We start from the raw sequence: 26,053 nt of genomic DNA on the forward strand, positions 1-26,053 counted from the left end.
ACATGAAATACACTATAAAAAAGTATTCTCAAGAAGATTATTCAATCTGGAATGATTTTGTCGACCAATCCAAAAATGCCACGTTTTTGTTTCATCGCGATTTTATGGAATATCATAAAGATCGTTTTGAAGATTTTTCGCTTTTAGTTTTCGAAAACCAGAAACTTCGCGCTGTTCTTCCTGCCAATAAAAAGGGAAATGCGGTTTATTCGCATCAAGGTCTTACATACGGAGGATTGGTTTATTTGCCGAAATTGAAAGCAGAAAAGGTTGAATCCATTTTAGATGAAATTTTACTTTTTTTGAAAGAAAACCAAGTCGATACCTTTTATTATAAGCCAGTTCCGAATTTTTATTTTTCTGAAGGAAACGCAACAATGGATTTTTTTCTCTTGAAAAGAGGAGCAGTTTTAGAACGAAAAGAAATGAATCTGGCAGTTAATCTGCAAGCTCCTTTAAAGATTTCTAAAAGCAAAATGAAGCATTTTAGAAGAATTGAAAATTTAGATTTGGATATTTTTGAAGAAGAAGATTTTGATCCATTTTGGAAAAAAATTCTTGAGCCAAGATTAGCAGAAAAATTTAATGTAAAGCCAGTGCATTCCAAAGAAGAAATGGCACTTTTGAAATCTAAATTTCAGAAAAACATCAGACAATATTCTGCTTACAGAAATGATGAAATTATAGCTGGAATAACCATTTTTGAAACCAAAAATGTTGTAAAATCGCAATATGGCGCCACATCAAAAATGGGAGAAGAATTTAGAGCACTAGATTTTTTATTCATTAATCTGATTCATAAATACAAACGAAAAGGAAAGCATTTCTTTGATATGGGAATTGTGGGTGAAGAAAATGAATTGGGCTATAATCAGGGGCTTTTAGCACAGAAAGAAGAATTAGGCTGTACTGTTTATAATCAAGACTTTTATAAAATACAAATAAAGTGATATCATTCTTAGACCTAAAAAAAGTAAACGAACCGTATGAAACTGCCTTTCAAGAAAAATTGAAATCGGTTTTAGAAAACGGCTGGTATATTTTAGAAAAAGAAGTGGAGACATTTGAAAAAGCTTTTGCCGAATATTGCCAATCAAAATATTGTATTGGAGTCGGAAATGGTTTTGATGCATTGGTCCTTATTTTTAAAGGCTATATCGAACTCGGAAAACTTAAAAAAGGCGATGAGGTTATTGTTCCTGCCAATACTTATATTGCAAGTATTCTAGCCATTTTACAAGCTGATTTAGTTCCTGTTTTAATTGAGCCGAGATTGGAAACCTACAATATAAATCCAGATTTAATTCCCGAAAAAATTACTTCAAAGACAAAAGCCATTTTAGCTGTTCATTTATACGGACAATTGGCTGAAATGGAAAAAATCATTGAAATTGCAAATAAAAACAATCTTTTAATAATTGAAGATGCTGCACAATCTCACGGTGCAGAAAAAAATATAAAATCTAAAATCTCCAATCTAAAATCTGCAGTCGCTTACAGTTTCTACCCAGGAAAAAATTTGGGTTGTTTAGGAGACGGCGGAGCAATTACAACAAATGACGAAGCATTAGCAAAAGTCCTTTTTTCGCTTCGTAATTATGGTTCAGAGAAAAAATATCATAATGAATTTGTTGGTGTAAACTCAAGACTAGACGAATTGCAGGCTGGATTTTTAAATCTAAAATTACCAAATTTAGATTCGGATAATCAAAAGCGAAGAGCTATTGCAAAACGATATTTATCAGAAATTAAAAATGATAAGATAGTACTTCCGTTTTGGGATTTTTCAAAGAATCATGTTTTTCATTTGTTTGTCATTCGAACAGAAAACAGAGCGCATTTACAAGAATATTTAGCTCAAAACAATATTCAAACGGTAATTCATTATCCGATTCCTCCGCATCAGCAAAAGGCTTTTTCGCAATGGAATAATTTGTCGTTTCCGATAACTGAAAAGATTCATAAGGAGGTTTTAAGTCTGCCTATAAGCCCTGTTTTGACAGAGTCTGAAGTGGATTATATTATTGAAATTTTAAATCAATATTAGTTTGAGTTTTTATAGAAAAATAATTCAAACGAATTTGTTTAAGATTACTTCTTTAAACAGTTTAAGTGTTGCTTTAAAAATCGGAATCGGTTTGGTTACCTCAAAAATATTAGCAGTTTTTGTTGGGCCAAGCGGAATGGCTCTAGTTGGAAATCTTCGCAATTTTTTGACTTCATTGGAAAATATCTCCACTTTAGGTTTTCAAAATGGAATTGTAAAATACACTGCTGAAAGCGAAAAAAGTAGAATTGAACTTCAAAAAATAATTTCGACCGTTTTTATTGCTTTAATAGGAGTTGCGATTCTCTTAAGTATCATTTTGTTTTGTTCAGCTTCTTATTGGAATGAAAAAATCTTTGGAGATAATACAGAATATTTAATTGTTTTTAAAGTCTTATCGTTTGTTTTGCCAACTTACGGACTTTCTATTTTTTTTGTTGCTGTAGTCAATGGTTTAGGCAAGTTTAAAAAAGTAATCAGTATTAATATTATTGGAAACATTTTGGGGCTGTTAACTTCTGTTTTTCTGATAATTCAATTCAAAACCATTGGAGCTTTAATGGCAATTATAATTGCCCCAGCATTGCTGTTTTTTATCACGCTTTATTTAGTTCAAAAAGAGATTCAGATTTTTCAATTTATAAAATTAGATGTCTTCGATTTCAAAGTTTTGAAAAATCTTTCGGCTTATTCTTTAATGACGTTGGTTTCATCTGTTTTTGGTCCTTTCGTATTTTTGGCTATCCGAAACCATATTATTCAGGATTTAGGAATAGAACAAGCTGGATATTGGGAAACCATGACGCGAATTTCAAGCTATTATTTGATGTTTATCAGTGCAATTTTGAGCGTTTATTTTCTGCCAAAATTATCCAAAGCCCAAAATAATCAGGAAACCAAAAGTGTTTTTTTACAATACTATAAATATATTTTACCAGTTTTTGTACTTGCTTTGGTAATACTTTATTTCACCCGCTTTTTTGTTATTCAATTGCTTTTTACAAAAGAATTTTTACCTGTAACCGATTTGTTTTTTTGGCAGCTTTTGGGTGATGTTTTTAAAGTTTGCGCTTTAATTTTGGGGTATCAGTTTTTCGCAAAAAGAAAGACTTTGATGTTTATTTTAACCGAATTATTTTCTTTATCAGTTCTTTATTTCTCTAGTTTGTATTTTATAAAAGAATTTCAAATTGAAGGTGTTGTTATGGCTTATGCCTTTGAAAATTTAATCTATCTACTTATATTAGTTTTTTACTTTAGAAAGAAATTATTTTAAAAGCGCAGTTTTATTTCAAGAGGGATATATTTTATAAATAACCAAAAATCTAAGGTTCTGTAGGCTTTTTCCATTTCAAAATGCAGTCTTTTCATCAGCGCCTTATTCTCTTCTTGTGTTTTATTTAATGCAATTGCCTTTTTTATAACCACATAGGAGGAATGGTTTATTTTTCTGGTTCGCGAATTAAATTTTTTATAAAATTGATTGCCCAAAGAAGAACCAACTTCTCTTTTTTGAACTAAAATGGAATCAATGAATTCAAAATTATAATTTCTGGAAGCTCTAATCCAAAAGTCCAAATCTTCATAAGCAAGATTTTCGTCGTAACCATTAAGCTGTTCCAAAACGTCTCGTTTCATCATTGAGGAGACAGAACAAATCATGCTGCTTTGGTTTAACATTGCTAAATAAATATCTCCTGAAGCGGGTTTTTTTATCGTTTTTTTTTCGGTGTCAACTTCATAATAATAACGAATATGATCGTTGTTTTCTGAAATTACTTCGGCATTTCCGTAAACTACTGCAAGATTTTTTTTATTGGAACTTAAGAAAGTATTCACTTGTTTTTCAATACAGTCCTTCAATAAAATATCATCAGCAGCTAAATCTATTATATATTCTCCTTTTGCAAATTGAAATGCTTTATTAAATGTTTTAGTATTTCCTAAGTTAATTTTGCTTGAAATAAACTGAACTGTTGGATAATCTTTAAGCCAATCTACGATAACTTTTTTAGAATCATCATTGCTGCAGTCGTCTGCAACAATAAGTTCAATGTTTTGATAGCTTTGGTTTAGTACCGAATTTAATGCTTCAACTACAAACTTTTCATGATTGTAACATAAACAGATAACAGAAACTAAAGGTAGGTTTTGCATAAAAAGAATTGCGGTTTGAAACATCCAAAATTAATGAATATTGTAAAGGTTTTATAAAAATTAAATGACAAACTATATTTAGTATTTCTATATTTGTTTTACTATGAAAAATGAGGCAAATAGCTTTTTTGAAGAAGATGACATCGAAATTTTAATTTCTACAATGAATCGAGATTCATTAGATTTTTTGATTCCTATGTTTCCTTATTCGCATTTTTCTAATTTTTCAATTTTAATTGTAAATCAAACCCAAAAAGAGAAAATTTTAACTTCAGATTTTTCTAATATAAGAGTTATAAATTCCTTCGAAAAAGGTCTGGCAAAAAGCCGAAATTTAGCTTTTGAAAATGCTATCGGAAAAATTCTAGTCGTTGCTGATGATGATGTTGTATATCAAGAAGGATTTACCGCCAAAATAGTCGATGCTTATAATAGATTTCCTAAAGCTGCAGTAATAAATTTTTCAATGATAAATTCTAACGGAGATGTAATTAAAAAATATCCTTCTTGCACTAAAACTAATTTGAGTATTTTCGATATACTGAATACAAGTTCAATAGAAATGACTTTAAATAAAAAGCGTATTGACGAAACTAAAATACGATTTGATGAAAACTTTGGTTTAGGCGCAGTTTTCGAAATGGGTGAAGAAGCCATTTTTTTATCAGATTTGAAAGCAAACCAGAAACAGCTTGTATTTGAACCTCAGTTAATTGTGATTCATGAAAATCAGACTTCTTCAGAAAAGAAAAGTCTGGTTGATAAATATTACATACAAGGCGCTCTGTTTTCGAGAATGTTTAAGACGAAATATATTTTCTGGCTGTATCTCAAACTGTTTTTTGATTTAAAACAGAAAAAAATAAAATTTGAAAACATAAAGACTGTTTTAGAAAGTGCAAAAAAAGGACATATAAAATTTGAACAAATTCAAAATGGAAATAAATAATAATGGAATTCAAATTATCCCAATCCCTAAAATTGAGGAGCGAAGAGGAAATTTATCTGTAATTGAAAATGATACTATTCCTTTTGATATAAAGAGGGTTTATTATTTATATGATGTTCCAACGGGATCGGAGCGAGGAGGACATGCGCATAAAGATTTGCAACAGTTTCTAGTAGCTTTAAGCGGTAGTTTTGATGTGGTTATAAATGATGGAAAAGAGGAAACAATTATTACCTTAAATAAACCATACGAAGGTCTCTTGATTAAATCTGGAATTTGGCGGGAATTGAGAAACTTTTCTTCAGGTTCTATTTGTCTGGTTGTGGCTTCAGAAGTCTATATCGAAGAAGATTATATTCGGGATTTTGATGAATTTGTAAAATATGCTAATCATAGATAGAAAAATCAAACCCAATTCTTTTTAGAGTGTTTTTTGATTTTAAAAATATGCGCAGAAAAACAGAAGGCATTTTTAATAAAAGCTGAATTTTTAAACTAATATTTTGTGGGGCAACATCTTTTAGATAAAAGTTCGCTTTTTCCTTATTTCCAAAAATATAATACCGCAGACCGTATTCGATTCTGTATAAATCTAGAAAATTTTTGAGTGACGAATTTTCTTTTTCAGATTGTTTGAACTGTTCAAAATCCATCAGCTTCATTGAGTTTACGTGATTTTTAGTAATACTATTTGGAATGTTGAAATTGTAAATAGCTGTTGTTTTATTTGTGAGAGCAACAGTATGTTCTATGCCAATTTTAGTCCATAACTCTAAATCTTGGCCATTTGTAACTCCTGGCGTAAATCCTTCAAATTTTTGTAATATTTCTTTTGGAATTGCCAGAGATGAAGTCCATGTGATTCTAAAAGGTTTGTTCGAGAAAAAATAATCAGGAACAATTCCTCTAAATAATTGATCAATTCCATTATAAACAGGAATTTGAAAGTGTTTTTTTGAAATTCTGATTTTGTGGCGTGAACAATAAATGCCACACTCAGGAAAATCATAATATAAATTGGCTAATTCCTGTAAATGATCCGGAAACCAAAAATCGTCTGCATCCATAAATGCAATCAATTTCCCTTTTGATTTTTTTATCCCGAGATTTCGTGCAACTGAAACGCCTTGATTTTCTTGATTGTAAACTTGTATTCTGTCATCATTAAAACCGCGTACTAAAGCTTCGCCATTGTCAGTCGATCCATCATTTATCACAATGATTTCATAATCAATAAAAGTCTGACTTAGAATACTTTTAATTGTGTTTTCGACATGATTTGCCTTATTGAATAAAGGAATGACAACGGAAAAAAAAGCCATAACTATTTATTGTTTTAAATCACAATAATAACCCAGTTTATAAAAATCTAATACATATAAATTAGGATTTTTTGAAGTTAAATTATGAAGTATCTGTTTTTTACTTCTATTATAAATTGATTTTAAAACTCCAGTTAAATGAAGTTTTTTTAAAATTACATAAACCTTAGTTAGCTTAGCGTCTTCTGAATCAATTTTTCCAGAGGAAATTAAGTTGTAAAGATTTCTAACGGCCTTTTCGGTTTTATTTATAAAGTCTACACTATTTTCATGATTGAAATGAATTAGTGAATTTTCAATGTGAATAACAGGAACTGAATTTAACTGCAGCTTCTTTATAAAAACAAGGTCTTCATAACCATATTCATTTATGAATTCAGGAAAAGGATATTGCAGAAGAATTTCCCTTTTTAAAAGTAAATTCCAAGTAAAAACAAAATCATACTTGTTTTTAAGTCTTTGACTCAAAGATTTAATTTCTCTTTTTCTGCCATATTTCCATCGAAGTATTTTTTCTTTAGGAGGAATATTGTCAGGGTATTTAACGCCTCCAAAAATTACATCTGGCGTTTTTGATAACAAATCAATATAATTGTTGAGATATGATTTACTTTCTGGAAAGGCATCAGCCTCCATAATCAAAACATAATTATATTTTGATTTAGAGCATAATGAGTTGATGTTTCTGCCTCTTCCTAAATTTTCTTTATTAATGGAAAAAAAGCAGTTTTCTAAAGAATTTATTTGATTGTTTTCGTCAATAAATTTATTGCTAGCATCATCCTGAACAATGATTTCAAAAATAATTCCGCAAGAATTGCATTGCTTTACTAATTCGCTTACAAGCGGTAAAACATCATAATTGTAAACCGGAATTAAAATGGAAAGCATTACACGCTTCTTTGCACTACTTCGAAGATTCTTTCATCTTCACATTTTAATGTTTTAGATGGGAATTTCATCAATAAAGCATAATCGTGAGTTGCCATGATAACGGTTTTACCTGCGGCGTTGATTGCTTTTAGGACTTCCAATACTTCAGAACTCGTTTGCGGATCAAGGTTTCCTGTTGGTTCGTCTGCCAAAATAAACTCTGGGTCGTTAAGCAATGCTCTTGCAATTGCAACACGCTGCTGTTCTCCTCCAGAAAGCTGATGAGGCATTTTGTTTACAAAATCTTTCATGCCTACTTTATCCAACACTTCATCAATTTTGTGCTGCATGGCTTCTTTTTCAACCCATCCTGTAGCTCTCAAAACAAAAAGCATATTGTCTTTTATAGAACGGTCTGGAAGCAGTTTGAAATCCTGAAATACAATTCCGATTTTACGTCTCAAGTACGGAATATCGTTTTCTTTTAAAGTTGCCAAATCAAATTCAACAATATGTCCTTCACCTTCAATTAGCGGTAAATCAGCATATAAAGTTTTTAGGAAACTACTTTTCCCAGAACCTGTTTTCCCGATAATGTAGATAAACTCACCATGCTTAACATCTAAATTAATGTGAGATATAATTTTCCTTCCTTCTTGATATATAGTGACTTCTTTAAGAGACAGTACGGTTTGTGACATAATAAAATTGGTTTGAATGGTAAAAGTAATAAGATAACGCTTGTATTCAAAATAAATTTGACTGATTTCTGAATAAAATTGCTAAAAAAGGCAAGAAGCAAAATAACCATATAAGCAATGTAAGAGCGATTTAGTGTCGCATATGTAAAGGTTCTTGCTTATAATAACTTAAATGGCTTAAAATTATTTGTTTTGGAAAGTTTGAGAACCAATAATTTGAACTTTCAGAAAGCGTAAAACAGCATCGGTTTGATAATTTGTTCATAATAAAACCTCAAAACGTTTCGTTATAACCCTTATAAAATGATACATTTGAATACTAAATATTATTAAAATGCGTAAACTTTCCAGGTTCTTTTTATTCCAAATGATCCTTGCTTCGACTATAGCTACGGCACAAAAATCGGCTATTTATACTTACGAATTAAAGGATTTTGACAAAGCACTGGCTTTATATAACGATAAACAATACGCTTCGGCTCAATTGATTTTTGAAAAAGTAAAATATAATGCGACTAACGAAGAAGTTCAATCAGATTGTGCTTTTTATATTGCTAATTGTGCGATAAGAACCAATAAAGCAAATGCTGATGCTTTGGTAGAAAATTTTGTTAACGACTATCCAACAAGTACTAAACAAAATCAAGCTTATATTGAAGCTGCACAGTTTTTCTTTGAGCAAGGAAATTATCCAAAAGCTTTACAGTGGTTTGACAAAGTTGATGAAAGTTACATGAGCAAAGCTGAGTCTGACAAGTTTAACTTCATGAAAGGCTACAGTTATTTTAATGCTAAAAAGAAAAAAGAAGCCACCAATTATTTTAATAAAGTTGTCAATTCTAAAGAATATGGTTCTCAGGCCAAATATTATTTAGGTTTTATGGCTTATGAAGGCGACGATTACAAAGAGGCGACTAAATATTTTGATGAGGTTTCTGGCGAAGAAAAATACAAAGAAAAGTTATCGTATTATCAAGCCGATATGAATTTCAAATTAGGAAATTTCCAAAAAGCGATTGATTTAGGATTGGTAGCCATGAATAAATCTAACGATATTGAAAAATCGGAACTGAATAAAATTATTGGAGAAAGTTATTTCAACCTAAAACAATATGGAAAAGCAATTCCGTATTTGGAAAAATATGCTGGTAAAAAAGGAAAATGGAATAATACCGATTTTTATCAGTTAGGATATGCGTATTATGAGCAGAAAGACTACGAAAAAGCAATTTCGCAATTCAATAAAATTATTGAAGGAAAAGATTTCGTTGCTCAGAATGCTTATTACCATTTAGGTTTAAGCTATTTAAATACAGGTAAAAAGCAGGAAGCTTTAAATGCTTTTAAGAATGCTTCTGAAATGGATTTCAATGCACAAATTCAAGAAGATGCTGCTTTAAATTATGCTAAATTAAGTTACGATATTGGAAATGCTTATCAAGCCGTTCCAGGTATTTTATTAGATTTCCTTAAAAAATATCCAAATAATTCAAGCCGTGCAGAAGTAGAAAAACTTTTGGTTGATTCTTATATTTCTTCTAAAAATTACAAAGAAGCTTTAGTTTTATTAGAAAAAAATAGATCTGCTGAAAACAAAGCTGCGTATCAAAAAGTGCTTTTCTATCGTGGATTGGAATTGTACAACGAAAATAATTACCAAGAAGCGGGTAAAATGTTCAAAAGTGCGATCAGCGAACAAAAAACACCTGAGTTTACAGCACGTGCCACTTTCTGGAAAGCAGAAACAGAATATCTGAATGATGATATGCAAAATGCTTTACTGACTTACAAACAGTTTGCTGGAATGGCTGCTGCAAAATCTACAGACGAATATAAAAATATCAATTACAATATTGGTTACACGTATTTTAAGCTGAAAGAATATGATCAGGCGGCGAATTCTTTTCAGGCTCAAATCGATAATTCGCCTTCAGACAAAGTTCGTTTAAACGATTCTTATCTGCGTTTAGGAGATTGTCGTTTCGTGACTTCAAAATATAGTGCTGCTAACGAGGCATACGCAAAAGCAATCGCTGCAAAAGGTGTAGATGCTGATTATGCGCAATTCCAAAAAGCACTTTCTTACGGATTTATGTCAAATAATACGAAGAAAGTGGATGAATTGAATAACTTCCTTCAGATGTACAAAAAATCGTCTTACAGAGATGATGCTTTGTTTGAATTAGGAAATACTTACGTTGCCGAAAAGAAAAACGATCAGGCTTTGAAAACGTATGATCAATTGATTTCAGAATTCCAAAACGGATCTTTTACTTCAAAAGCAATTTTAAAACAAGGTTTGATTTATTACAACTCCGATCGCGATCAGCAGGCTTTAACGAAATTTAAAAAAGTTGCTGCAGAATTTCCGAAAACTCCAGAGGCTTTAGAGGCAGTAGCAACCGCAAGATTAATTTATGTTGATTCTGGAAAAGTAGACGAATATGCAACTTGGGTTCGTACTTTAGATTTTGTTGAGGTTTCAGATGCTGAATTAGACAATGATACTTACGATGCTGCTTTCAAACAATATAGTCAAAATAATAGCAAAGCGGCAATTACAGGTTTTGGCAGCTATGTGAGCAAATTCCCAGCTGGATTACACGCTTTAGAGGCTAACTTCTATTTAGCACAACTGTATTATGCTGATGGTTCTGAAACAAAATCAGCATCAAATTATCAATATGTAATAGATCAGCCTAGAAATGAATTTACAGAGCAGGCTTTAAATAGATTGGCTCAGATTTACTTAAAAGCAAAAGATTGTGATAAAGCGATTCCAGTTTTAAAACGTCTAGAAAGCGAAGCAGACTATCCGCAGAACAAAACTTTTGCGCAAGCAAACCTAATGAAATGTTATTATGACAAAAAAGATTATGACAATTCGGTTACTGCTGCAGAGAAAGTTTTAGAAAACCCAAAATCAGATGCTGGAGTAAAAGCCAATGCTCAAATCATTGTAGCAAGAGCGGCGATTCAAACAGGAAATGAAGATAAAGCTAAAACAGCGTACGCTAAATTAATGACAACTTCAAAAGGAGAATTAGCTGCAGAAGCTTTGTATTATGATGCATACTTTAAAACGAAGGAAGGAAAATATGATGCTTCTAATACTGCGGTTCAAAAACTGGCAAAAAGCTATTCGGCTTATAAATATTATGGAGCAAAAGGCTTAGTGTTAATGGCGAAAAACTTCTACGGATTAAAAGACAGTTATCAGGCGACATATATTTTGGATAACGTAATCAATAATTTTACAGATTATCCAGATGTTGTCGAAGAAGCGAAAAAAGAATTAGGAGCTATTAAAGCGGAAGAGTCAAAAACAAATTCGTCGATTAATAGATAGAAAAATAGAAGAAAGAGCAAAGAAGCAAGATTTCAATGAAAAGTCTTTTCTCTTGCTTCTTGTCTCTATTCTTTAAAAAAAAAGAAAGAAATGAGTTTACCTTTTTACATAGTTGATGTTTTTGCTGATAAGAAATATGCTGGAAATCAGTTGGCGGTTTTTTTAGATGCTGAGAATTTAAGTTCGAAAGAAATGCAGCAGATTGCGCGTGAGATTAATTTTGCGGAAAGTACATTTGTAACGAAACTGGACAAAGAAAACAATAAAGCAGAAATAAGAATTTTTACTCCTGCGCATGAAATGCAATTTGCAGGTCATCCTATCATTGGGACTTCTTGGGTCTTGATGAATAAGATTTTTGAAAACTCGCCTAACGAAATAAAATTAGAAGTTCCGATTGGGCCAATTGCAATCAATAAAACCGAAGATTTGATTTGGTTGAAAGCGGCTCAGCCAAAGTTTTGGGATGTTTTTGCAAAAGAAGATTTTCCGTCTTTCAGCAACTTGACAATTGATGATTTTGATAATCAATATCTAATACAAGAAGTGACTACGGGAAGTGCATTTGTAATTGTTCCGTTAAACAGCAAGAGAGCTTTGGAGAATTTGGTTTTAGATAAAGATAAAACCGATAAATGGTTAAAACAGCATTGTAAAACAGATCACAGAGGGCTGTATTTTTATAGTTTTGAAGATTCGAAGCTGGCAACTAGAATGTTATGTGTAGAAAATAATCAATTGGTTGAAGATGCAGCAACAGGAAGCGCAAGTACTTGTCTGCAGGCCTATCTTTTAAAATATCATTCCCCACAAATTGAAGTGACAAACCATCAGGGAGATTATATTGGTCGTCCATCTGAAATTTATTTTAATGGAAAACTTAGCGGAGATCTGTTTGATATTAGAATAGGAGGAAAAGCTCAATTTGTTGCCAAAGGCGAGTGGGAAGCGTAATTGATTTTAGATTTTAGAATGTAGATTTTAGATTTACGAAAAAAGAAAATAGAATATAGAAAATAGAACAAAGAGTTTGAGTAAAAGAATTGAGATATAGCAAAGGTCTATATTCTATCATCTTTTCTCTATACTCTCAAATAAAAGAAACATGAAATTAAACTGCCGACATAAAATCATCATTTTGTTAGTATTATTTGCTGCTCAGTTTTCGTTTGCACAGGTAAAGAAAAACGAAAGCATCGGAACCGAGACAGTAAATGTTGTAAAACCATATTCGCCGACTATTTCAGATGCTTTTAAGGTAAAAGAGACTCCTTCGCTTGACGATAGTGGAAATCAGCCAAAAGAAGTGATTAAATATAGTATTTTGTCTGTTCCTGTTGCTTCAACTTTTACGCCTTCTAAGGGAAAAGCAGAAGGTGTCGAAAAAGCTAAAAGAGAAAAACTGTTTAATAATTACGCAACTATAGGGCTTGGAAATTACAGTACTTTAAACGGTGAATTATTCGTAAACCAAGATTTAGGCAATAATGATTATGTGGCAGGAATGTTTCGCCATCACTCTTCTCAAGGCGGAATTAAAGATGTAGAATTGAATGATGAATTTTACGATACATCTATAAATGTAGGTTACGGACAAAACAATAGAGACAATACTTGGGGAGTAGATTTAGGATATCAAAACCAAATTTACAACTGGTACGGACTTCCATCAGATTTTGGTTCGACAATTCCAGACCAGCGTTATGATTTGGTAAACAGCATTAATCCGGATCATTCTTATAATACCATGTGGGTTGGCGGAAATGCCGAATTTGCAGAAAGTATTTTCAGTAAGCTTTCGGCAAAATTCACTCATTTTTCAGACAGTTATTCTTCGTCAGAAAACAGATTTTATGTAAAGCCTACTTTTACAGTTGATGTAATGGATCAGGCAATTAAAACCAATGTAATTGTAGATCATGTAAGCGGTTCTTTCAAAAACAATTATTTCCAAGATAATACAGAAGCTTTAAAATATAGTTTTACAAATGTTGGAATCGAACCAAGTTTTGTAATCAATGAAAATGAATGGACATTAGAACTAGGAGCTGGAATTTATTATAGTGCAGATTCTGAAAACAGTGGCAATAAATTTTACTTTTATCCAAAAGTAAATGCGTCTTATAGACTGGTTGGCGATTTGATGATTTTCTATACTGGAGTAAATGGAGCTTTAAATCAGAATTCTTATGCTGATTTTGTGACCGAAAATCCGTTTTTGTCTCCGACTTTAAACATGCGTCCATCAAGCACACAATATAATGTGTTTGCAGGTTTGAAAGGAAAATTGGCAAACAATGTAAATTATAATTTGACAGCTTCTTATTTAAATGAAAAAGACAAAGCTTTGTTTAAAGCAAATGATTATACAGAAGTAATCACAAATGAAGATTATGCTTTCGGAAACTCATTTGGAGTAGTGTATGAAGATATTAGAACATTCCGTTTCTACGGAGAATTAAAAGCCGATTTCTCTCAAAATGTAACTTTCGGAATCAACGGAACTTTTAATAGTTATAATACAGACAATGCAGTTGAAGCTTGGAATTTACCAACAATGAAATTAAGTTCGACTTTAGACGTTAATATTACTAAGCAATGGTACGCAGGATTGAATGTGTTTTATGTGGGAGAAAGAAAAGATATGCAGACAAACACTTCTTTAGGAATTGATGCTACGCCAATTACTTTAAAAAGCTATTTTGATGCTAATGCTCATGTTGGATATAAATTTAGCGAACGTTTGACGTTTTTCTTGAAATTGAATAATATTGGAAATCAAGCTTACGAAAAATGGTTGAATTATCCTGTACAAGGATTCCAAGTTTTAGGAGGCGCAAATTATAAATTTGATTTTTAAGACATCTTTGCCATAAAGATACCAGGGCACTAAAACATTTTAAATGAATGTGCCTTTTTTTTTTCAGCCATGAGCTCATGAATTTTTTGGAGTAGATTCGTGAATTCGTGGCTGTTTTTTTTAATTTTATAAAATGGAAATTACATTACGTCAAGAAAATAAAAATGATTTTGAAAGTGTTTTTCAATTAATAGAAAAAGCTTTTGAAAAGGAAGAATATAGCGATCATAAAGAACAGTTTTTGGTGGAAAGACTGAGAAATTCTGATGCTTTTATTCCAGAATTGTCTATTGTTGCAGAAATTGATAATGAAATTGTTGGCCATATTTTATTTACCAAACTGCAGATAAAAAATGAATCTCAAATCTTTCCGTCATTAGCGCTCGCTCCAGTTTCGGTTTTACCAGAATTTCAAGGAAAAGGAATCCGCTCTAAACTTATTTTACAAGGACATGAAATGGCAAAAAGTCTAGGTTATAAATCTGTTATTTTATTAGGACATCAAGATTATTATCCAAGGTTTGGATATGAACTTTGTGAAAAATTCAATATCAAAATGCCGTTTGATGTTCCAGCTGAAAACTGTATGGTGATAGCGTTAACAGAAGATGGTTTAAAAGATGTAAATGGAGAAGTGGTTTATCCAAAAGCTTTTTTCGAATAAAATTTGAAAAATCATTCTTAGTGCCTTCGTGCCTTTGTGGCAAAACAAAAAAAACTTTGCACCTTTGCACCTCAGAACCTCAGTACCTTTAAAAAAAAATGACTTTCAAAGAAAAAATATATTCTCACTATACTCAAATGGTTCAAGACAGAATTGATGTTTTTAAAGACATGATTTCAGGCTTGACCGAAGATTCGAAAAACGATGCAAAAGGTTCAGCTGGTGATAAACACGAAACGGCTTTGTCGATGATGCATATTGAACAAGAAAAACTAACGAATAAATTAAAGGAAGCCCTTGAGCAAAAAGCAATTTTAGATAAAATAGATCCGCTTAAAACGACAGAAAATATTGTTTTAGGAAGTCTGGTAAAAGCAAACGGAATCTATTTGTATGTAAGTGTTGCACTTCCAAAAATAGCAATTGACGGAATCAATGTCATTGCGCTTTCTCCGCAATCTCCTTTGGGAAATCATTTAATGGGAAATAAAGCAGGATTTCAATTTGAAATAAATAAGACGCATTATACTATTCAAAGTGTTGAATAAGTCTTTTTTCACTATCAACTTTGACAAAGTTCAATACGTAACCATCTTATCCAATCTTGTCATTCTTCGTTCCTCAGAATGACAAACACTGTGTTCTTGCTTAAAATACAATTCCAGCACAACTTTTCTTCTCATCTTTACGAATCTTTCATTTGTAACAGAATAACTCAAAAATTAATTCAAAAAACCGATTTAAAGTTTCAATTTTTAACCAGTTTTATAGTCAAAATTAAAATTTTTAAGTTTTGAGCTTATTTTCACTTCTAAATTTTACATTTTATATGTAAAAATCAAATTATGGTTTTAAATTGTAATTGAAATCGATGTTTGTGTTTTGCAATTGTAACTAATACTCCATCTTTGCCTTGTCAAATTAAAATTTACAAAATAAAAATATAAAATTATGTGCGGAATTGTATGTGCCTTTGATCTTAAACAAAAAGCCGAAGCTTTAAGACCTCAAGTATTAGAAATGTCAAAAATCATTCGTCATCGTGGACCAGACTGGAGCGGAATTTTCAGTAATGATAAAGCAATTCTTTCTCACGAGCGTTTGGCAATTGTAGATCCAGCGTCAGGAAAACAACCTTTATTTACAGAAGATAAAAAATTGGTTTTGGCTGCAAATGGTGAAATCTACAACCACAGAGATCTTCGTAAACAATTTGCTGGTAAATATAACTTTCAAACTGAAAGTGACTGTGAAGTTATTTTGGCTTTATATAAAGAAAAAGGAGTAAACTTCGTTGATGAATTAAACGGAATCTTCGGATTTGCAATCTACGATGTAGATAAAGACGAGTATTTCGTTGCTCGTGACCATATGGGAATTATTCCATTGTATATTGGTTGGGATCAGCACGGAACTTTTTATGTGGCTTCTGAATTAAAAGCATTAGAAGGATATTGTACAAAAATCGAATTATTTCCTCCAGGACATTATTTGTCAAGTAAAGACGGTGAATTTGTACAATGGTACAAAAGAGACTGGACAGAATATGATGCTGTAAAAGACAACGAAACAAGTATTCCAGAAATCAGAAAAGCATTGGAAGCTGCAGTTCACAGACAATTAATGAGTGATGTTCCTTACGGAGTTTTACTTTCTGGAGGTTTAGATTCTTCTATTACTTCGGCTGTGGCTAAGAAATTTGCTCAAAAAAGAATTGAGTCAGATGATACTACAGATGCTTGGTATCCACAATTGCACTCTTTCTCTGTTGGTTTAGAAGGTTCTCCAGATTTAGCAGCAGCAAGAAAAGTGGCAGATCATATTGGAACTATTCACCACGAAATCAAATTTACGATCCAAGAAGGATTAGATGCGGTTCGTGATGTAATTTACAACCTTGAAACATATGACGTAACTACAGTTAGAGCTTCGACTCCAATGTGGTTAATGGCGAGAGTGATCAAATCTATGGGAATCAAAATGGTTCTTTCAGGTGAAGGTGCAGATGAGCTTTTCGGAGGATATTTATATTTCCACAAAGCACCAAACGCTAAAGAATTCCACGAGGAAAACGTTCGTAAATTAGGAAAACTTCATATGTACGACTGTTTACGTGCAAACAAAAGTTTAGCAGCTTGGGGAATTGAAGGTCGAGTGCCATTTTTAGATAAAGAATTTATGGATGTTGCAATGCGCATTAACCCACAAGATAAAATGATCAACAAAGAACACCCAATGGAAAAATGGGTTGTTCGTAAAGCCTTCGAAGATATGCTTCCAGAAAGCGTAGCTTGGAGACAAAAAGAACAATTCTCTGATGGAGTAGGATACAGCTGGATTGATACTTTAAAAGAAGTGGTAGCTAGAGAAGTTTCAGATGAGCAATTGGCAAACGCGAGATTTAAATTCCCATTGCAAACACCAACTTCAAAAGAAGAATACTACTACCGTTCAATTTTTACAGAACATTTCCCAAGTGATGCAGCGGCATTATGTGTGCCTCAGGAAGCAAGTGTGGCTTGTAGTACAAAAATTGCTTTGGAGTGGGATGAAGCTTTCAAAAACTTAAACGATCCATCAGGAAGAGCAGTAGCAAATGTTCATGATGATGCTTACGTTAAAGCGTAATTAAGAGTTTAATTTTTAGAATTAGTATATATATTGCGGAAAAACGTTCTCTTGTGAGAGCGTTTTTTTGTCTTAACTGTTAAATTAAATAATTAAGACCTCTCTAAAATCTGTTATTTGTAATTATTTAACTTTCTTTTAATATATTTGAAACCCCATAAAAAAAACGTTAAATGCTATTGTGTTTTAAGAATTTAATAGCAGAAAGCAAAAATTAATATTTAGTTTTGCTTTGTATGAAAAATTTTAATGATTTTTTAATGTTCAGTTAGCCTAAAAACTGAATATAAAATAAATAAAAATAGAAGTATTATGTCTGGATTATTGGCCGTAATTGGAAAAGGAAAAGACCCGAAACTTGTAAAAGAACTTTCAGAAAGAATGTCTCATCGTGGTCCTGATGAAAGTGATGTTCATATTATGGAAAATGGCAGTGTTCTTTGTCATGAAAGTTTATCAATTATTGATCTTAATTCGGGAAGACAGCCAATCCAAGGAACTAATAAAGCTTGGATGGTGCATGATGGAGAGATCTATAATTATCAAGAACTTAAAAATACAGTTTTAAAGGATCATACTTTTAGAACAGAATCAGATTCGGAAGTAATTGTACATCTGTATGAAGAGTTTGGATATGATTTTTGCAATAAACTAGATGGAGATTTTGCTTTTGTGGTTATTGACGGAGATAAATATATTGCTGGCCGTGATCCGATTGGGGTAAAACCTTTGTATTATGGTTTGGATGAAAGAGGACGAATTTATTTTGCGTCAGAAATGAAATCTATTGCAGACCAATGCAAATCGTTTTCTACTTTTCCTCCAGGACATTATTATACAGCAAAAACAGGTTTTGTAAAATACTATCGTCCAGAATACGAAGACCATAAAAATGCAACTCAGCCACTAGATTTAGAGTTAATTCGCGAAAGCTTAATTCAGGCAACGCGCAAACGTTTATTGGCAGAAGTGCCATTAGGAGTTGTGTTGTCGGGAGGTTTGGATACTTCTCTGATTTCAGCAATTACGTCAAGATTATTAAAAGGAAAAGGCGAAAAACTGCATTCTTTTTCTATCGGATTGGATGCAGATGCTCCAGATAATGTTGCAGCAAGAAAAGCAGCTGAGTTTTTAGGAACTGAACATCACGAAATTCATTTTTCTGTAGAAGAAGGAGTTAAGGTGTTGGAGAAAGTGATTTATCATATTGAAACTTATGATATTATTTCGGTTAGATCTGGTGTGCCAATGTATTTGCTTTCTAAAGCTATCGCTGATCAAGGTATAAAAGTAATCTTGTCTGGCGAGGGAGCTGATGAGGTTTTTGGAGGACATTTGTATTTTAGAAATGCGCCTTCAGAAGAAGAATTTCAGGATGAAACGATAGAACGAGTACAGAAGCTTTTTACAGCCGATTTGCTACGTGCAGATAAAACGACAATGGCAAATGGTCTAGAAGTGCGAATTCCGTTTTTGGATACCGAATTTTTAGATGTTGCGATTCGAATTAAAACAGAAGAAAAACAGCCTAAAACCTATGATGGCGTTGAAAAATATATTTTAAGAAAAGCTTTTGATACAGAAGATCCTTATTTGCCTTCAGAAGTTTTATGGCGTCAGAAAGAGCAATTTTCTGATGGTGTAGGATATAGTTGGGTTGACGAATTAATCGAATATTGCGCTTCGCAGGTCACAGATGAGCAATTGGCGGGAGCAAGTGTTGAGTTTCCGTACAATTCGCCAACGACTAAAGAAGCGTATTTATACAGATCGATTTTCCATAAATTCTATCCGCAGGTCAGTGCAGCGCAAACTGTTCGAAAATGGATACCAAAATGGCAGGAAAATCTCGATCCAAGCGGAAGGGCAAATGCTGCACACTTAAATGGTAATTTTGAAACTGTAAAAACTACTGTTATTGCCTAAAGGCAAAAAAAAAAAACAACTTTGAAAATTCCAAATTCCAATTGGAACTGATATAAGAAAACCGAAATGCATTAAATGTGTTTCGGTTTTTTAATTTTAATGTAATAGGCAGATTTAAAATTTTGATTCGGTATTTCAGATTTCAAAATTAGAATTTGACATTTAAAATTTTGGGATTTTCAAAAATTTTGAATTTAAATTCATTTTTGGACTTATTTTTAGGTTTTTCAGACGATTGTGTTAATAACTTAGGTGCTTTAAGTTGTAATTTACTGGGTATATAGCTCGCGTTTTTATATATTTGCGTGTTAGACAGTAAATACATTTTTTAGAATAAATTATATGAGCGAAGAAATCAAGAAGAACAATTATTCAGCAGATAGTATTCAGGCATTAGAGGGAATGGAGCACGTAAGAATGCGTCCATCAATGTATATTGGAGATGTAGGGGTTCGAGGACTGCATCATTTAGTTTATGAGGTTGTTGATAACTCTATTGATGAGGCAATGGGAGGGCATTGCGACACCATTAGTGTCTCAATAAACGAAGATGGTTCTGTTACAGTTGAAGATAACGGACGTGGTATTCCAGTTGATTTGCATAAAAAAGAAGGTGTTTCTGCACTTGAGGTTGTAATGACAAAAATTGGTGCCGGAGGTAAATTCGACAAAGATTCATATAAAGTTTCAGGAGGTTTGCACGGGGTTGGGGTTTCTGTAGTAAACGCCCTTTCTGTTCACATGAAATCTACTGTATTTAGAGAAGGTAAAATTTATGAGCAGGAATACGAAAGAGGAAAAGCCTTATATCCTGTAAAACAAATTGGTGAAACAGAGAAAAGAGGTACGCGTCAGACTTTCTTTCCAGATGATACTATTTTTCAGCAGACTACTGAGTTTTCATACGATACGCTTTCAGCTCGTATGCGTGAGCTTTCTTTCTTGAATAAAGGAATCACAATTACGTTTACAGATAAGAGAGAAGTTGATGAAAAAGGAGAATTTAGAAGCGAAGTTTTTCATTCAGATGAAGGATTAAAAGAATATATCCGTTATTTAGATGGAAACCGTGAGCCAATTATTTCTCACGTAATCAGCATGGATCACGAAAAAGGTGAAATTCCAGTTGAGGTTGCTTTGATCTATAATACAAGTTATACTGAGAATATTTTTTCTTATGTAAACAATATCAATACGCACGAAGGAGGAACGCATTTGCAAGGTTTTAGAAGTGGTTTGACAAGAACGCTTAAAAAATATGCCGATGCTTCTGGAATGTTGGATAAATTGAAATTTGAAATCTCAGGAGATGATTTCCGTGAAGGATTAACAGCTATTATTTCGGTAAAAGTTGCTGAGCCTCAATTTGAAGGGCAAACTAAAACTAAACTTGGAAACAGAGAGGTGGTTTCTCCAGTTTCTCAAGCAGTTGGAGAAATGCTGGAGAATTATTTGGAGGAAAATCCAAATGATGCAAAAGTAATTATCCAAAAAGTAATCTTAGCAGCTCAGGCACGTCACGCAGCTAAAAAAGCTCGTGAAATGGTACAGCGTAAAACCGTTATGGGTGGCGGTGGATTACCAGGAAAATTATCAGATTGCTCTGAGCAAGATCCAGCAAGATGTGAAGTTTACCTTGTCGAGGGAGATTCGGCTGGTGGAACAGCAAAACAAGGACGTGATCGTAACTTTCAGGCGATTCTGCCATTACGTGGTAAGATCTTGAACGTTGAGAAAGCAATGCACCATAAAGTATTCGAAAACGAAGAGATTAGAAATATTTTTACGGCATTGGGAGTTACGGTTGGAACTGCTGAAGATAGTAAAGCATTAAACCTTGAAAAATTGAGATATCACAAGGTAATCATCATGTGTGATGCCGATGTCGATGGTAGTCACATTTCTACCTTAATATTAACGTTCTTCTTCCGTTTTATGAAAGAGCTTATTGAAGAGGGTCACGTATATATAGCAGCGCCACCTTTATATTTAGTTAAAAAAGGAAACAAAAAAGAATATGCTTGGAATGATGTTCAGCGTGATCAGGCTAACGAAAGAATGGGAGGAAGTGCTTCTATCCAGCGTTATAAAGGTCTTGGAGAGATGAACGCGGAACAATTATGGGAAACTACAATGGATCCGAATTTCAGAACATTACGTCAGGTTAATATTGAAAGTCTTGCAGAAGCTGATCAAGTTTTCTCTATGTTAATGGGGGATGAAGTACCACCACGTAGAGAGTTTATCGAGAAAAATGCAGTTTACGCAAATATCGACGCATAAAATGAAAAATTAATAATTTCAATTCGTTTAATTGTTTAAATTTACTAGACAATTAAACGAATTGTCTTTTTAGAGAATAGACATAATTAATAACCGATAAAGTAAAAAATATGAAAGTTACCATTGTAGGAGCAGGAAATGTTGGAGCTACCTGTGCAGATGTCATTTCTTATAGAGGAATTGCAAGCGAAGTAGTATTGTTGGATATTAAAGAAGGTTTTGCAGAGGGGAAGGCGCTGGATATTACACAATGTGCCACAAACACAGGTTTTAATACCAGAGTTTCGGGAGTTACCAACGATTATTCTAAAACCGCGGGAAGCGATGTAGTAGTAATTACATCAGGAATTCCGAGAAAACCAGGAATGACAAGAGAAGAATTAATAGGTATTAATGCAGGGATTGTAAAAACAGTTGCTGAAAATGTCCTGAAATATTCTCCTAATACTATAATTGTCGTAGTTTCCAATCCGATGGATACGATGACGTATTTAGCTTTAAAAGCTACAGGTCTTCCAAAAAACAGAATAATAGGAATGGGTGGTGCTTTAGATAGTTCTCGTTTTAGAACTTACCTTTCATTAGCTCTAGATAAACCGGCAAACGATATTTCGGCAATGGTAATTGGAGGTCATGGAGATACCACTATGATTCCGTTAACGCGTTTAGCTTCTTATAATGGAATTCCAGTATCGCAGTTCCTTCCAGAAGAAGTATTGCAGAAAGTTGCAGCAGATACAATGGTAGGAGGTGCAACTCTTACAGGACTTCTAGGGACTTCAGCTTGGTATGCACCAGGGGCTTCTGTGGCTTACTTAGTAGATAGTATTTTGAACGATCAGAAAAAAATGATTGCATGTTCTGTTTTTGTAGAAGGAGAATATGGGCAGAATGATATTTGTATAGGCGTGCCATGTATAATTGGTAAAAATGGTGTAGAAGAAATTCTGGATATAAACTTAAACGATCAGGAAAAGGCGTTATTTGCTAAAAGTGCAGATGCAGTTCGTAGTATGAATGATGCTCTAAAAACGATTTTAGTATAATAAAAACGGCAAAAAAGAAAAGAAGCTGCACTTTTGCAGCTTTTTTTTTGAGATTAATTAATAAATAAATTGGTTAATATTTTCGTTAATTATATATTTGCTCGGTTTAAAAAAAAATTGGTAATTCGTGATCTCGTTTTTTTGTTTTAAAAAATCATGTCAGGGCTTATTTTATGGGACTTTAAAACAAAAACAAAAATAAAACATAATTAATTTTTAGTAATAATGCAGAATAAAGGACTTATTAAATTTTTCGCAATTCTATTTGCATTGGTAAGTATTTACCAACTATCCTTCACTTTTGTGGCAAATAGTGTCAAAAGTGAAGCTAAAGCTTTTGCAGGAGATAATCCTGATAAAGAGCTGAAATATTTAGATTCTATTGGTAAAGAAAAAGTATTAAATCTTGGTTTTACTGATTTCACTTATAACGAAGTGAAAAACAAACAGCTTAATAAAGGTCTTGACTTAGAAGGAGGAATCAACGTTATTCTTCAAATTTCTATTAAAGATGTATTAAAAGGTTTGGCTAATAATTCTAAAAATCCAGTTTTTAATAAATCATTAGCTGATGCATCTGCAAACTTAGAAGGAAATAAAACATATTTAAATAAGTTTTTTGAAGCTTTTGAAGCAAATTCAAAAGGAACTGTAAAACTAGCATCTCCAGATATTTTCGCTAACAGAAGTCTTCAAGGAGAAGGTGGAGTTGACTTTCAAATGTCTGATGCGCAAGTTCAAAAAGTTATCAAAAGAAAAGTTGATGAGTCTGTAGAAAGTGCTTTTAAAGTATTAAGAGAGCGTATCGACAAATTTGGTGTTACACAGCCAAACATCCAAAAATTAGGAGAAACAGGAAGAATCTTAGTTGAGCTTCCAGGTGCTAAGGATGTTGATAGAATTAAAAAATTATTAGGTGGAAAAGCTCAATTAGAGTTTTGGGAAACTTTCAAAATTGAAGAAATTGGAAATTTCTTAGTATCAGCAAACGAAGCTTTAAAGAAAACTGAAGTTAAAAAGACTGAAACTAAAACGGTTGCTAAAGATTCATTAAATGCATTATTAACAGATGCTAAAGATTCTTCAGATGTTAAAAAAGGAAATAATCCTTTATTTGATAAAATGATCGTTCAAGGTGGTGGACCAGTTTTAGGTTACTTTGCTCCTAAAGATACTGCTGCTATCAATGATTATTTCAAAAGACCAGAAATTAGAGTATTATTGGCTGCTGACCAGCACTATGCTAAATTTGTATGGAGCAAGCCAACAACTATAAAAGATCCTAAAGCTAAAGACATTAAAAGTGCTGCTGATATCGAAGCAGTTGAATTGTATGCTTTAAAAGGAAACAGAGACAATAACCCAGCAATGAGCGGTGGTGTTGTAACTGATGCAAAAGATACTTTTGACCAAATGGGTAAACCAGCTGTTTCCATGCAAATGAACAGCCAAGGTGCTAAAGTTTGGGAAGAATTGACAGGAAGAGCATTCGCTCAAAAAAGCTACATTGCTATTGTATTAGATGATATCGTATATTCTGCTCCAGGTGTAACAAGCGGTCCTATTGCTGGAGGAAGATCTGAGATTACAGGTTCATTTGATGTAGCTGAAACTAAAGATTTAGCTAACGTATTAAATGCAGGTAAATTACCAGCTTCTGCAGATATTATCCAATCAACTGTTGTAGGTCCATCTTTAGGACAAGCAGCTATTGATGCAGGTACAATTTCTTCTGTATTAGGTTTCTTATTAGTTTGCGTTTGGATGGTATTCTATTATGGTAAAGCGGGTTGGTATGCAAACCTTGCTTTATTATTAAACTTACTATTCTTATTCGGAATTATGGCAAGTTTTGGTTTTGTATTGACATTGCCAGGTATTGCAGGTATCGTACTTACATTAGGTACTGCGGTAGATGCGAACATTATTATATACGAAAGAGCAAAAGAGGAATTGCGTGAAGGAAAATCTCTTTCTGAAGCAGTTACAGCTTCTTACGGATGGCATGGTGCAATGCGTTCTATTATTGATGCTAACGTTACTCACGTTTTAACTGGAGCGATCTTATTTATTTTCGGAACAGGTCCTATTAAAGGTTTCGCGTTAACATTATTAATTGGTATCGTAACTTCATTGTTTACTTCTATCTTTATTGCTAGAATTTTCATTGACAGAAATATTGCTGGAAAAGGTGATTTAACTTTCTCTACAAACATTACTAAAAACTGGTTTACAAACTTCCACTTTGATTTCATCAAAATCAAAAAATTCACTTATATCTTCTCTTCTATTGTAACGGTAGTAAGTTTAGTATCTATCTTCTTCGTTAACGGATTAGATGAAGGTGTTGATTTTGTTGGAGGTAGAACTTTCCAAGTTAAATTCGAAAAGCCAGTTGATGCAACTGTAGTTTCTGATGAATTATCTGCTGCTTTCGGTACTCCGGTTGAAGCTAAAATTTTAGGTGATGATGATCAATTGAAAATCACTACTAAATATAAAATTAAAGAAGACGGTGTTGCTATCGATGAGGAAGTAAACCAAAAATTATATGCTGCTTTACAGAAGTATTTCCCAAATACAACTTACGATAAATTCATCAACTCATTTGATGGTAAAAGAGTAGGTGTATTGCAAGCTTCTAAAGTAGGTGCTTCTATCTCTGAAGATATTAAAACTAACTCTTACTGGGCAGTTCTTGGTGCAATGGCAGTTATTTTCTTATACTTAATGGTATCTTTCCGTAAATGGCAATATTCATTAGGTGCGATTGCAGCTGTTGCTCACGACGTAATTTTCGTATTAGGAGTTTATTCATTATGCTACAAATTCATGCCATTCCACATGGAAATGGATCAGCACTTTATCGCTGCGATCTTGACTGTAATTGGTTACTCTATGAACGATACGGTAATTGTATTTGACAGGGTAAGAGAGTTTATCATCGGAAACCGTAAAGGAAGTTTCGAAGATATCGTAAACGCTTCTATTAATACTACATTATCTAGAACATTGAATACTTCATTAATGATGATTATCGTATTATTAACGATGTTTATCTTCGGTGGAGAGTCTATCAGAGGATTTATCTTCGCGATGTTAATTGGTATTATCGTGGGTACTTACTCTTCATTATTTATCGCTACACCAGTATTGGTTGACACGATTTCAAGTGATGAGAAACACACAATCGAAGACAAACACAATAAGGCATAATTAAAAACCTTATTTTAAATAAATAGAAAGAT

General features: G+C 32.8%; 19 protein-coding genes. 15 read left to right on the plus strand and 4 right to left on the minus strand.

Annotation, left to right across the window (positions count from 1 at the left end; genetic code table 11):
• Nucleotides 1-2: 2 nt before the first annotated feature.
• The 3 genes from NU08_RS11850 to NU08_RS11860 are packed head-to-tail and all read left to right on the plus strand — an operon-like array spanning nt 3 to nt 3,323.
• Nucleotides 3-950: a GNAT family N-acetyltransferase gene (locus NU08_RS11850; RefSeq protein ID WP_129747300.1), complete on the plus strand. Its 948-nt coding sequence runs from the start codon at nt 3-5 to the stop codon at nt 948-950.
• Nucleotides 947-2,047, plus strand: coding sequence for a DegT/DnrJ/EryC1/StrS family aminotransferase (locus tag NU08_RS11855; protein WP_129747301.1), 1,101 nt, complete (start codon nt 947-949; stop codon nt 2,045-2,047). The genes NU08_RS11850 and NU08_RS11855 overlap by 4 nt, the downstream gene beginning before the upstream one ends.
• Nucleotide 2,048: 1 nt before the next feature.
• Nucleotides 2,049-3,323, plus strand: a complete 1,275-nt coding sequence (locus tag NU08_RS11860; protein ID WP_242502542.1) for an O-antigen translocase — start codon at nt 2,049-2,051, stop codon at nt 3,321-3,323.
• Here NU08_RS11860 and NU08_RS11865 read toward each other — a convergent pair.
• Nucleotides 3,320-4,204: a glycosyltransferase gene (locus NU08_RS11865; RefSeq protein WP_129747302.1), complete on the minus strand. Its 885-nt coding sequence runs from the start codon at nt 4,202-4,204 to the stop codon at nt 3,320-3,322. The two genes, NU08_RS11860 and NU08_RS11865, sit on opposite strands and share 4 nt — an antisense overlap.
• A gap of 103 nt (nt 4,205-4,307) precedes the next feature.
• On the opposite strand from NU08_RS11865, the gene NU08_RS11870 reads away from it, so the two are divergent.
• Nucleotides 4,308-5,153: a glycosyltransferase family 2 protein gene (locus NU08_RS11870; protein ID WP_129747303.1), complete on the plus strand. Its 846-nt coding sequence runs from the start codon at nt 4,308-4,310 to the stop codon at nt 5,151-5,153.
• The gene (locus tag NU08_RS11875) at nt 5,140-5,553 is read left to right on the plus strand and encodes a sugar 3,4-ketoisomerase (RefSeq protein ID WP_129747304.1); all 414 of its coding nucleotides are present in this window, start codon (nt 5,140-5,142) and stop codon (nt 5,551-5,553) included. Before NU08_RS11870 ends, NU08_RS11875 begins: the two co-directional genes overlap by 14 nt.
• Here the strand turns inward: NU08_RS11875 and NU08_RS11880 are convergent.
• From NU08_RS11880 to NU08_RS11890, 3 genes are read right to left on the minus strand one after another with little or no spacing between them, the layout of a single operon-like run.
• Nucleotides 5,540-6,475: a glycosyltransferase family 2 protein gene (locus NU08_RS11880; RefSeq protein ID WP_129747305.1), complete on the minus strand. Its 936-nt coding sequence runs from the start codon at nt 6,473-6,475 to the stop codon at nt 5,540-5,542. The genes NU08_RS11875 and NU08_RS11880 overlap by 14 nt on opposite strands.
• Nucleotides 6,476-6,481: 6 nt before the next feature.
• Entirely contained in the window at nt 6,482-7,366 is an 885-nt protein-coding gene (locus NU08_RS11885) for a glycosyltransferase family 2 protein (RefSeq protein WP_129747306.1), read from the minus strand.
• The gene (locus NU08_RS11890) at nt 7,366-8,049 is read right to left on the minus strand and encodes a cell division ATP-binding protein FtsE (protein ID WP_008462249.1); all 684 of its coding nucleotides are present in this window, start codon (nt 8,047-8,049) and stop codon (nt 7,366-7,368) included. The genes NU08_RS11885 and NU08_RS11890 overlap by 1 nt, the downstream gene beginning before the upstream one ends.
• A gap of 334 nt (nt 8,050-8,383) precedes the next feature.
• On the opposite strand from NU08_RS11890, the gene NU08_RS11895 reads away from it, so the two are divergent.
• The 10 genes from NU08_RS11895 (at nt 8,384) to secDF (ending at nt 26,021) form a co-directional block, all read left to right on the plus strand.
• On the plus strand, nt 8,384-11,398 hold the full coding sequence (locus tag NU08_RS11895; protein WP_129747307.1) for a tetratricopeptide repeat protein: 3,015 nt from the start codon (nt 8,384-8,386) through the stop codon (nt 11,396-11,398).
• A 90-nt stretch (nt 11,399-11,488) separates the two neighbouring features.
• Nucleotides 11,489-12,352, plus strand: a complete 864-nt coding sequence (locus tag NU08_RS11900; RefSeq protein ID WP_129747308.1) for a PhzF family phenazine biosynthesis protein — start codon at nt 11,489-11,491, stop codon at nt 12,350-12,352.
• Between the two features lie 151 nt (nt 12,353-12,503).
• A complete protein-coding gene (locus tag NU08_RS11905; RefSeq protein WP_129747309.1) occupies nt 12,504-14,258 on the plus strand; it encodes a TonB-dependent receptor in 1,755 nt (584 codons plus the stop codon).
• A gap of 133 nt (nt 14,259-14,391) precedes the next feature.
• Nucleotides 14,392-14,922 (plus strand): GNAT family N-acetyltransferase, encoded by a 531-nt coding sequence (locus NU08_RS11910; protein WP_129747310.1) that lies wholly within the window; start codon nt 14,392-14,394, stop codon nt 14,920-14,922.
• A 98-nt stretch (nt 14,923-15,020) separates the two neighbouring features.
• Nucleotides 15,021-15,470: a hypothetical protein gene (locus NU08_RS11915; protein WP_111365260.1), complete on the plus strand. Its 450-nt coding sequence runs from the start codon at nt 15,021-15,023 to the stop codon at nt 15,468-15,470.
• A gap of 403 nt (nt 15,471-15,873) precedes the next feature.
• A complete protein-coding gene (asnB, locus tag NU08_RS11920) occupies nt 15,874-17,550 on the plus strand; it encodes an asparagine synthase B (RefSeq protein ID WP_066032395.1) in 1,677 nt (558 codons plus the stop codon).
• Nucleotides 17,551-17,862: 312 nt separating this feature from the next.
• Nucleotides 17,863-19,476: an asparagine synthase B gene (asnB, locus tag NU08_RS11925; protein WP_129747311.1), complete on the plus strand. Its 1,614-nt coding sequence runs from the start codon at nt 17,863-17,865 to the stop codon at nt 19,474-19,476.
• A gap of 342 nt (nt 19,477-19,818) precedes the next feature.
• Nucleotides 19,819-21,759 carry a DNA topoisomerase (ATP-hydrolyzing) subunit B gene (gene gyrB / locus NU08_RS11930; RefSeq protein ID WP_008462259.1) on the plus strand — a complete coding sequence of 647 codons (1,941 nt, stop codon included), beginning with the start codon at nt 19,819-19,821 and terminating at the stop codon, nt 21,757-21,759.
• A gap of 110 nt (nt 21,760-21,869) precedes the next feature.
• Nucleotides 21,870-22,805, plus strand: a complete 936-nt coding sequence (gene mdh, locus NU08_RS11935; RefSeq protein ID WP_129747312.1) for a malate dehydrogenase — start codon at nt 21,870-21,872, stop codon at nt 22,803-22,805.
• Nucleotides 22,806-23,030: 225 nt separating this feature from the next.
• On the plus strand, nt 23,031-26,021 hold the full coding sequence (secDF, locus tag NU08_RS11940; RefSeq protein ID WP_129747313.1) for a protein translocase subunit SecDF: 2,991 nt from the start codon (nt 23,031-23,033) through the stop codon (nt 26,019-26,021).
• Nucleotides 26,022-26,053: the final 32 nt, after the last annotated feature.

Source organism: Flavobacterium anhuiense (genome assembly GCF_004151235.1).
Classification (GTDB): Bacteria; Bacteroidota; Bacteroidia; order Flavobacteriales; family Flavobacteriaceae; genus Flavobacterium; species Flavobacterium anhuiense_A.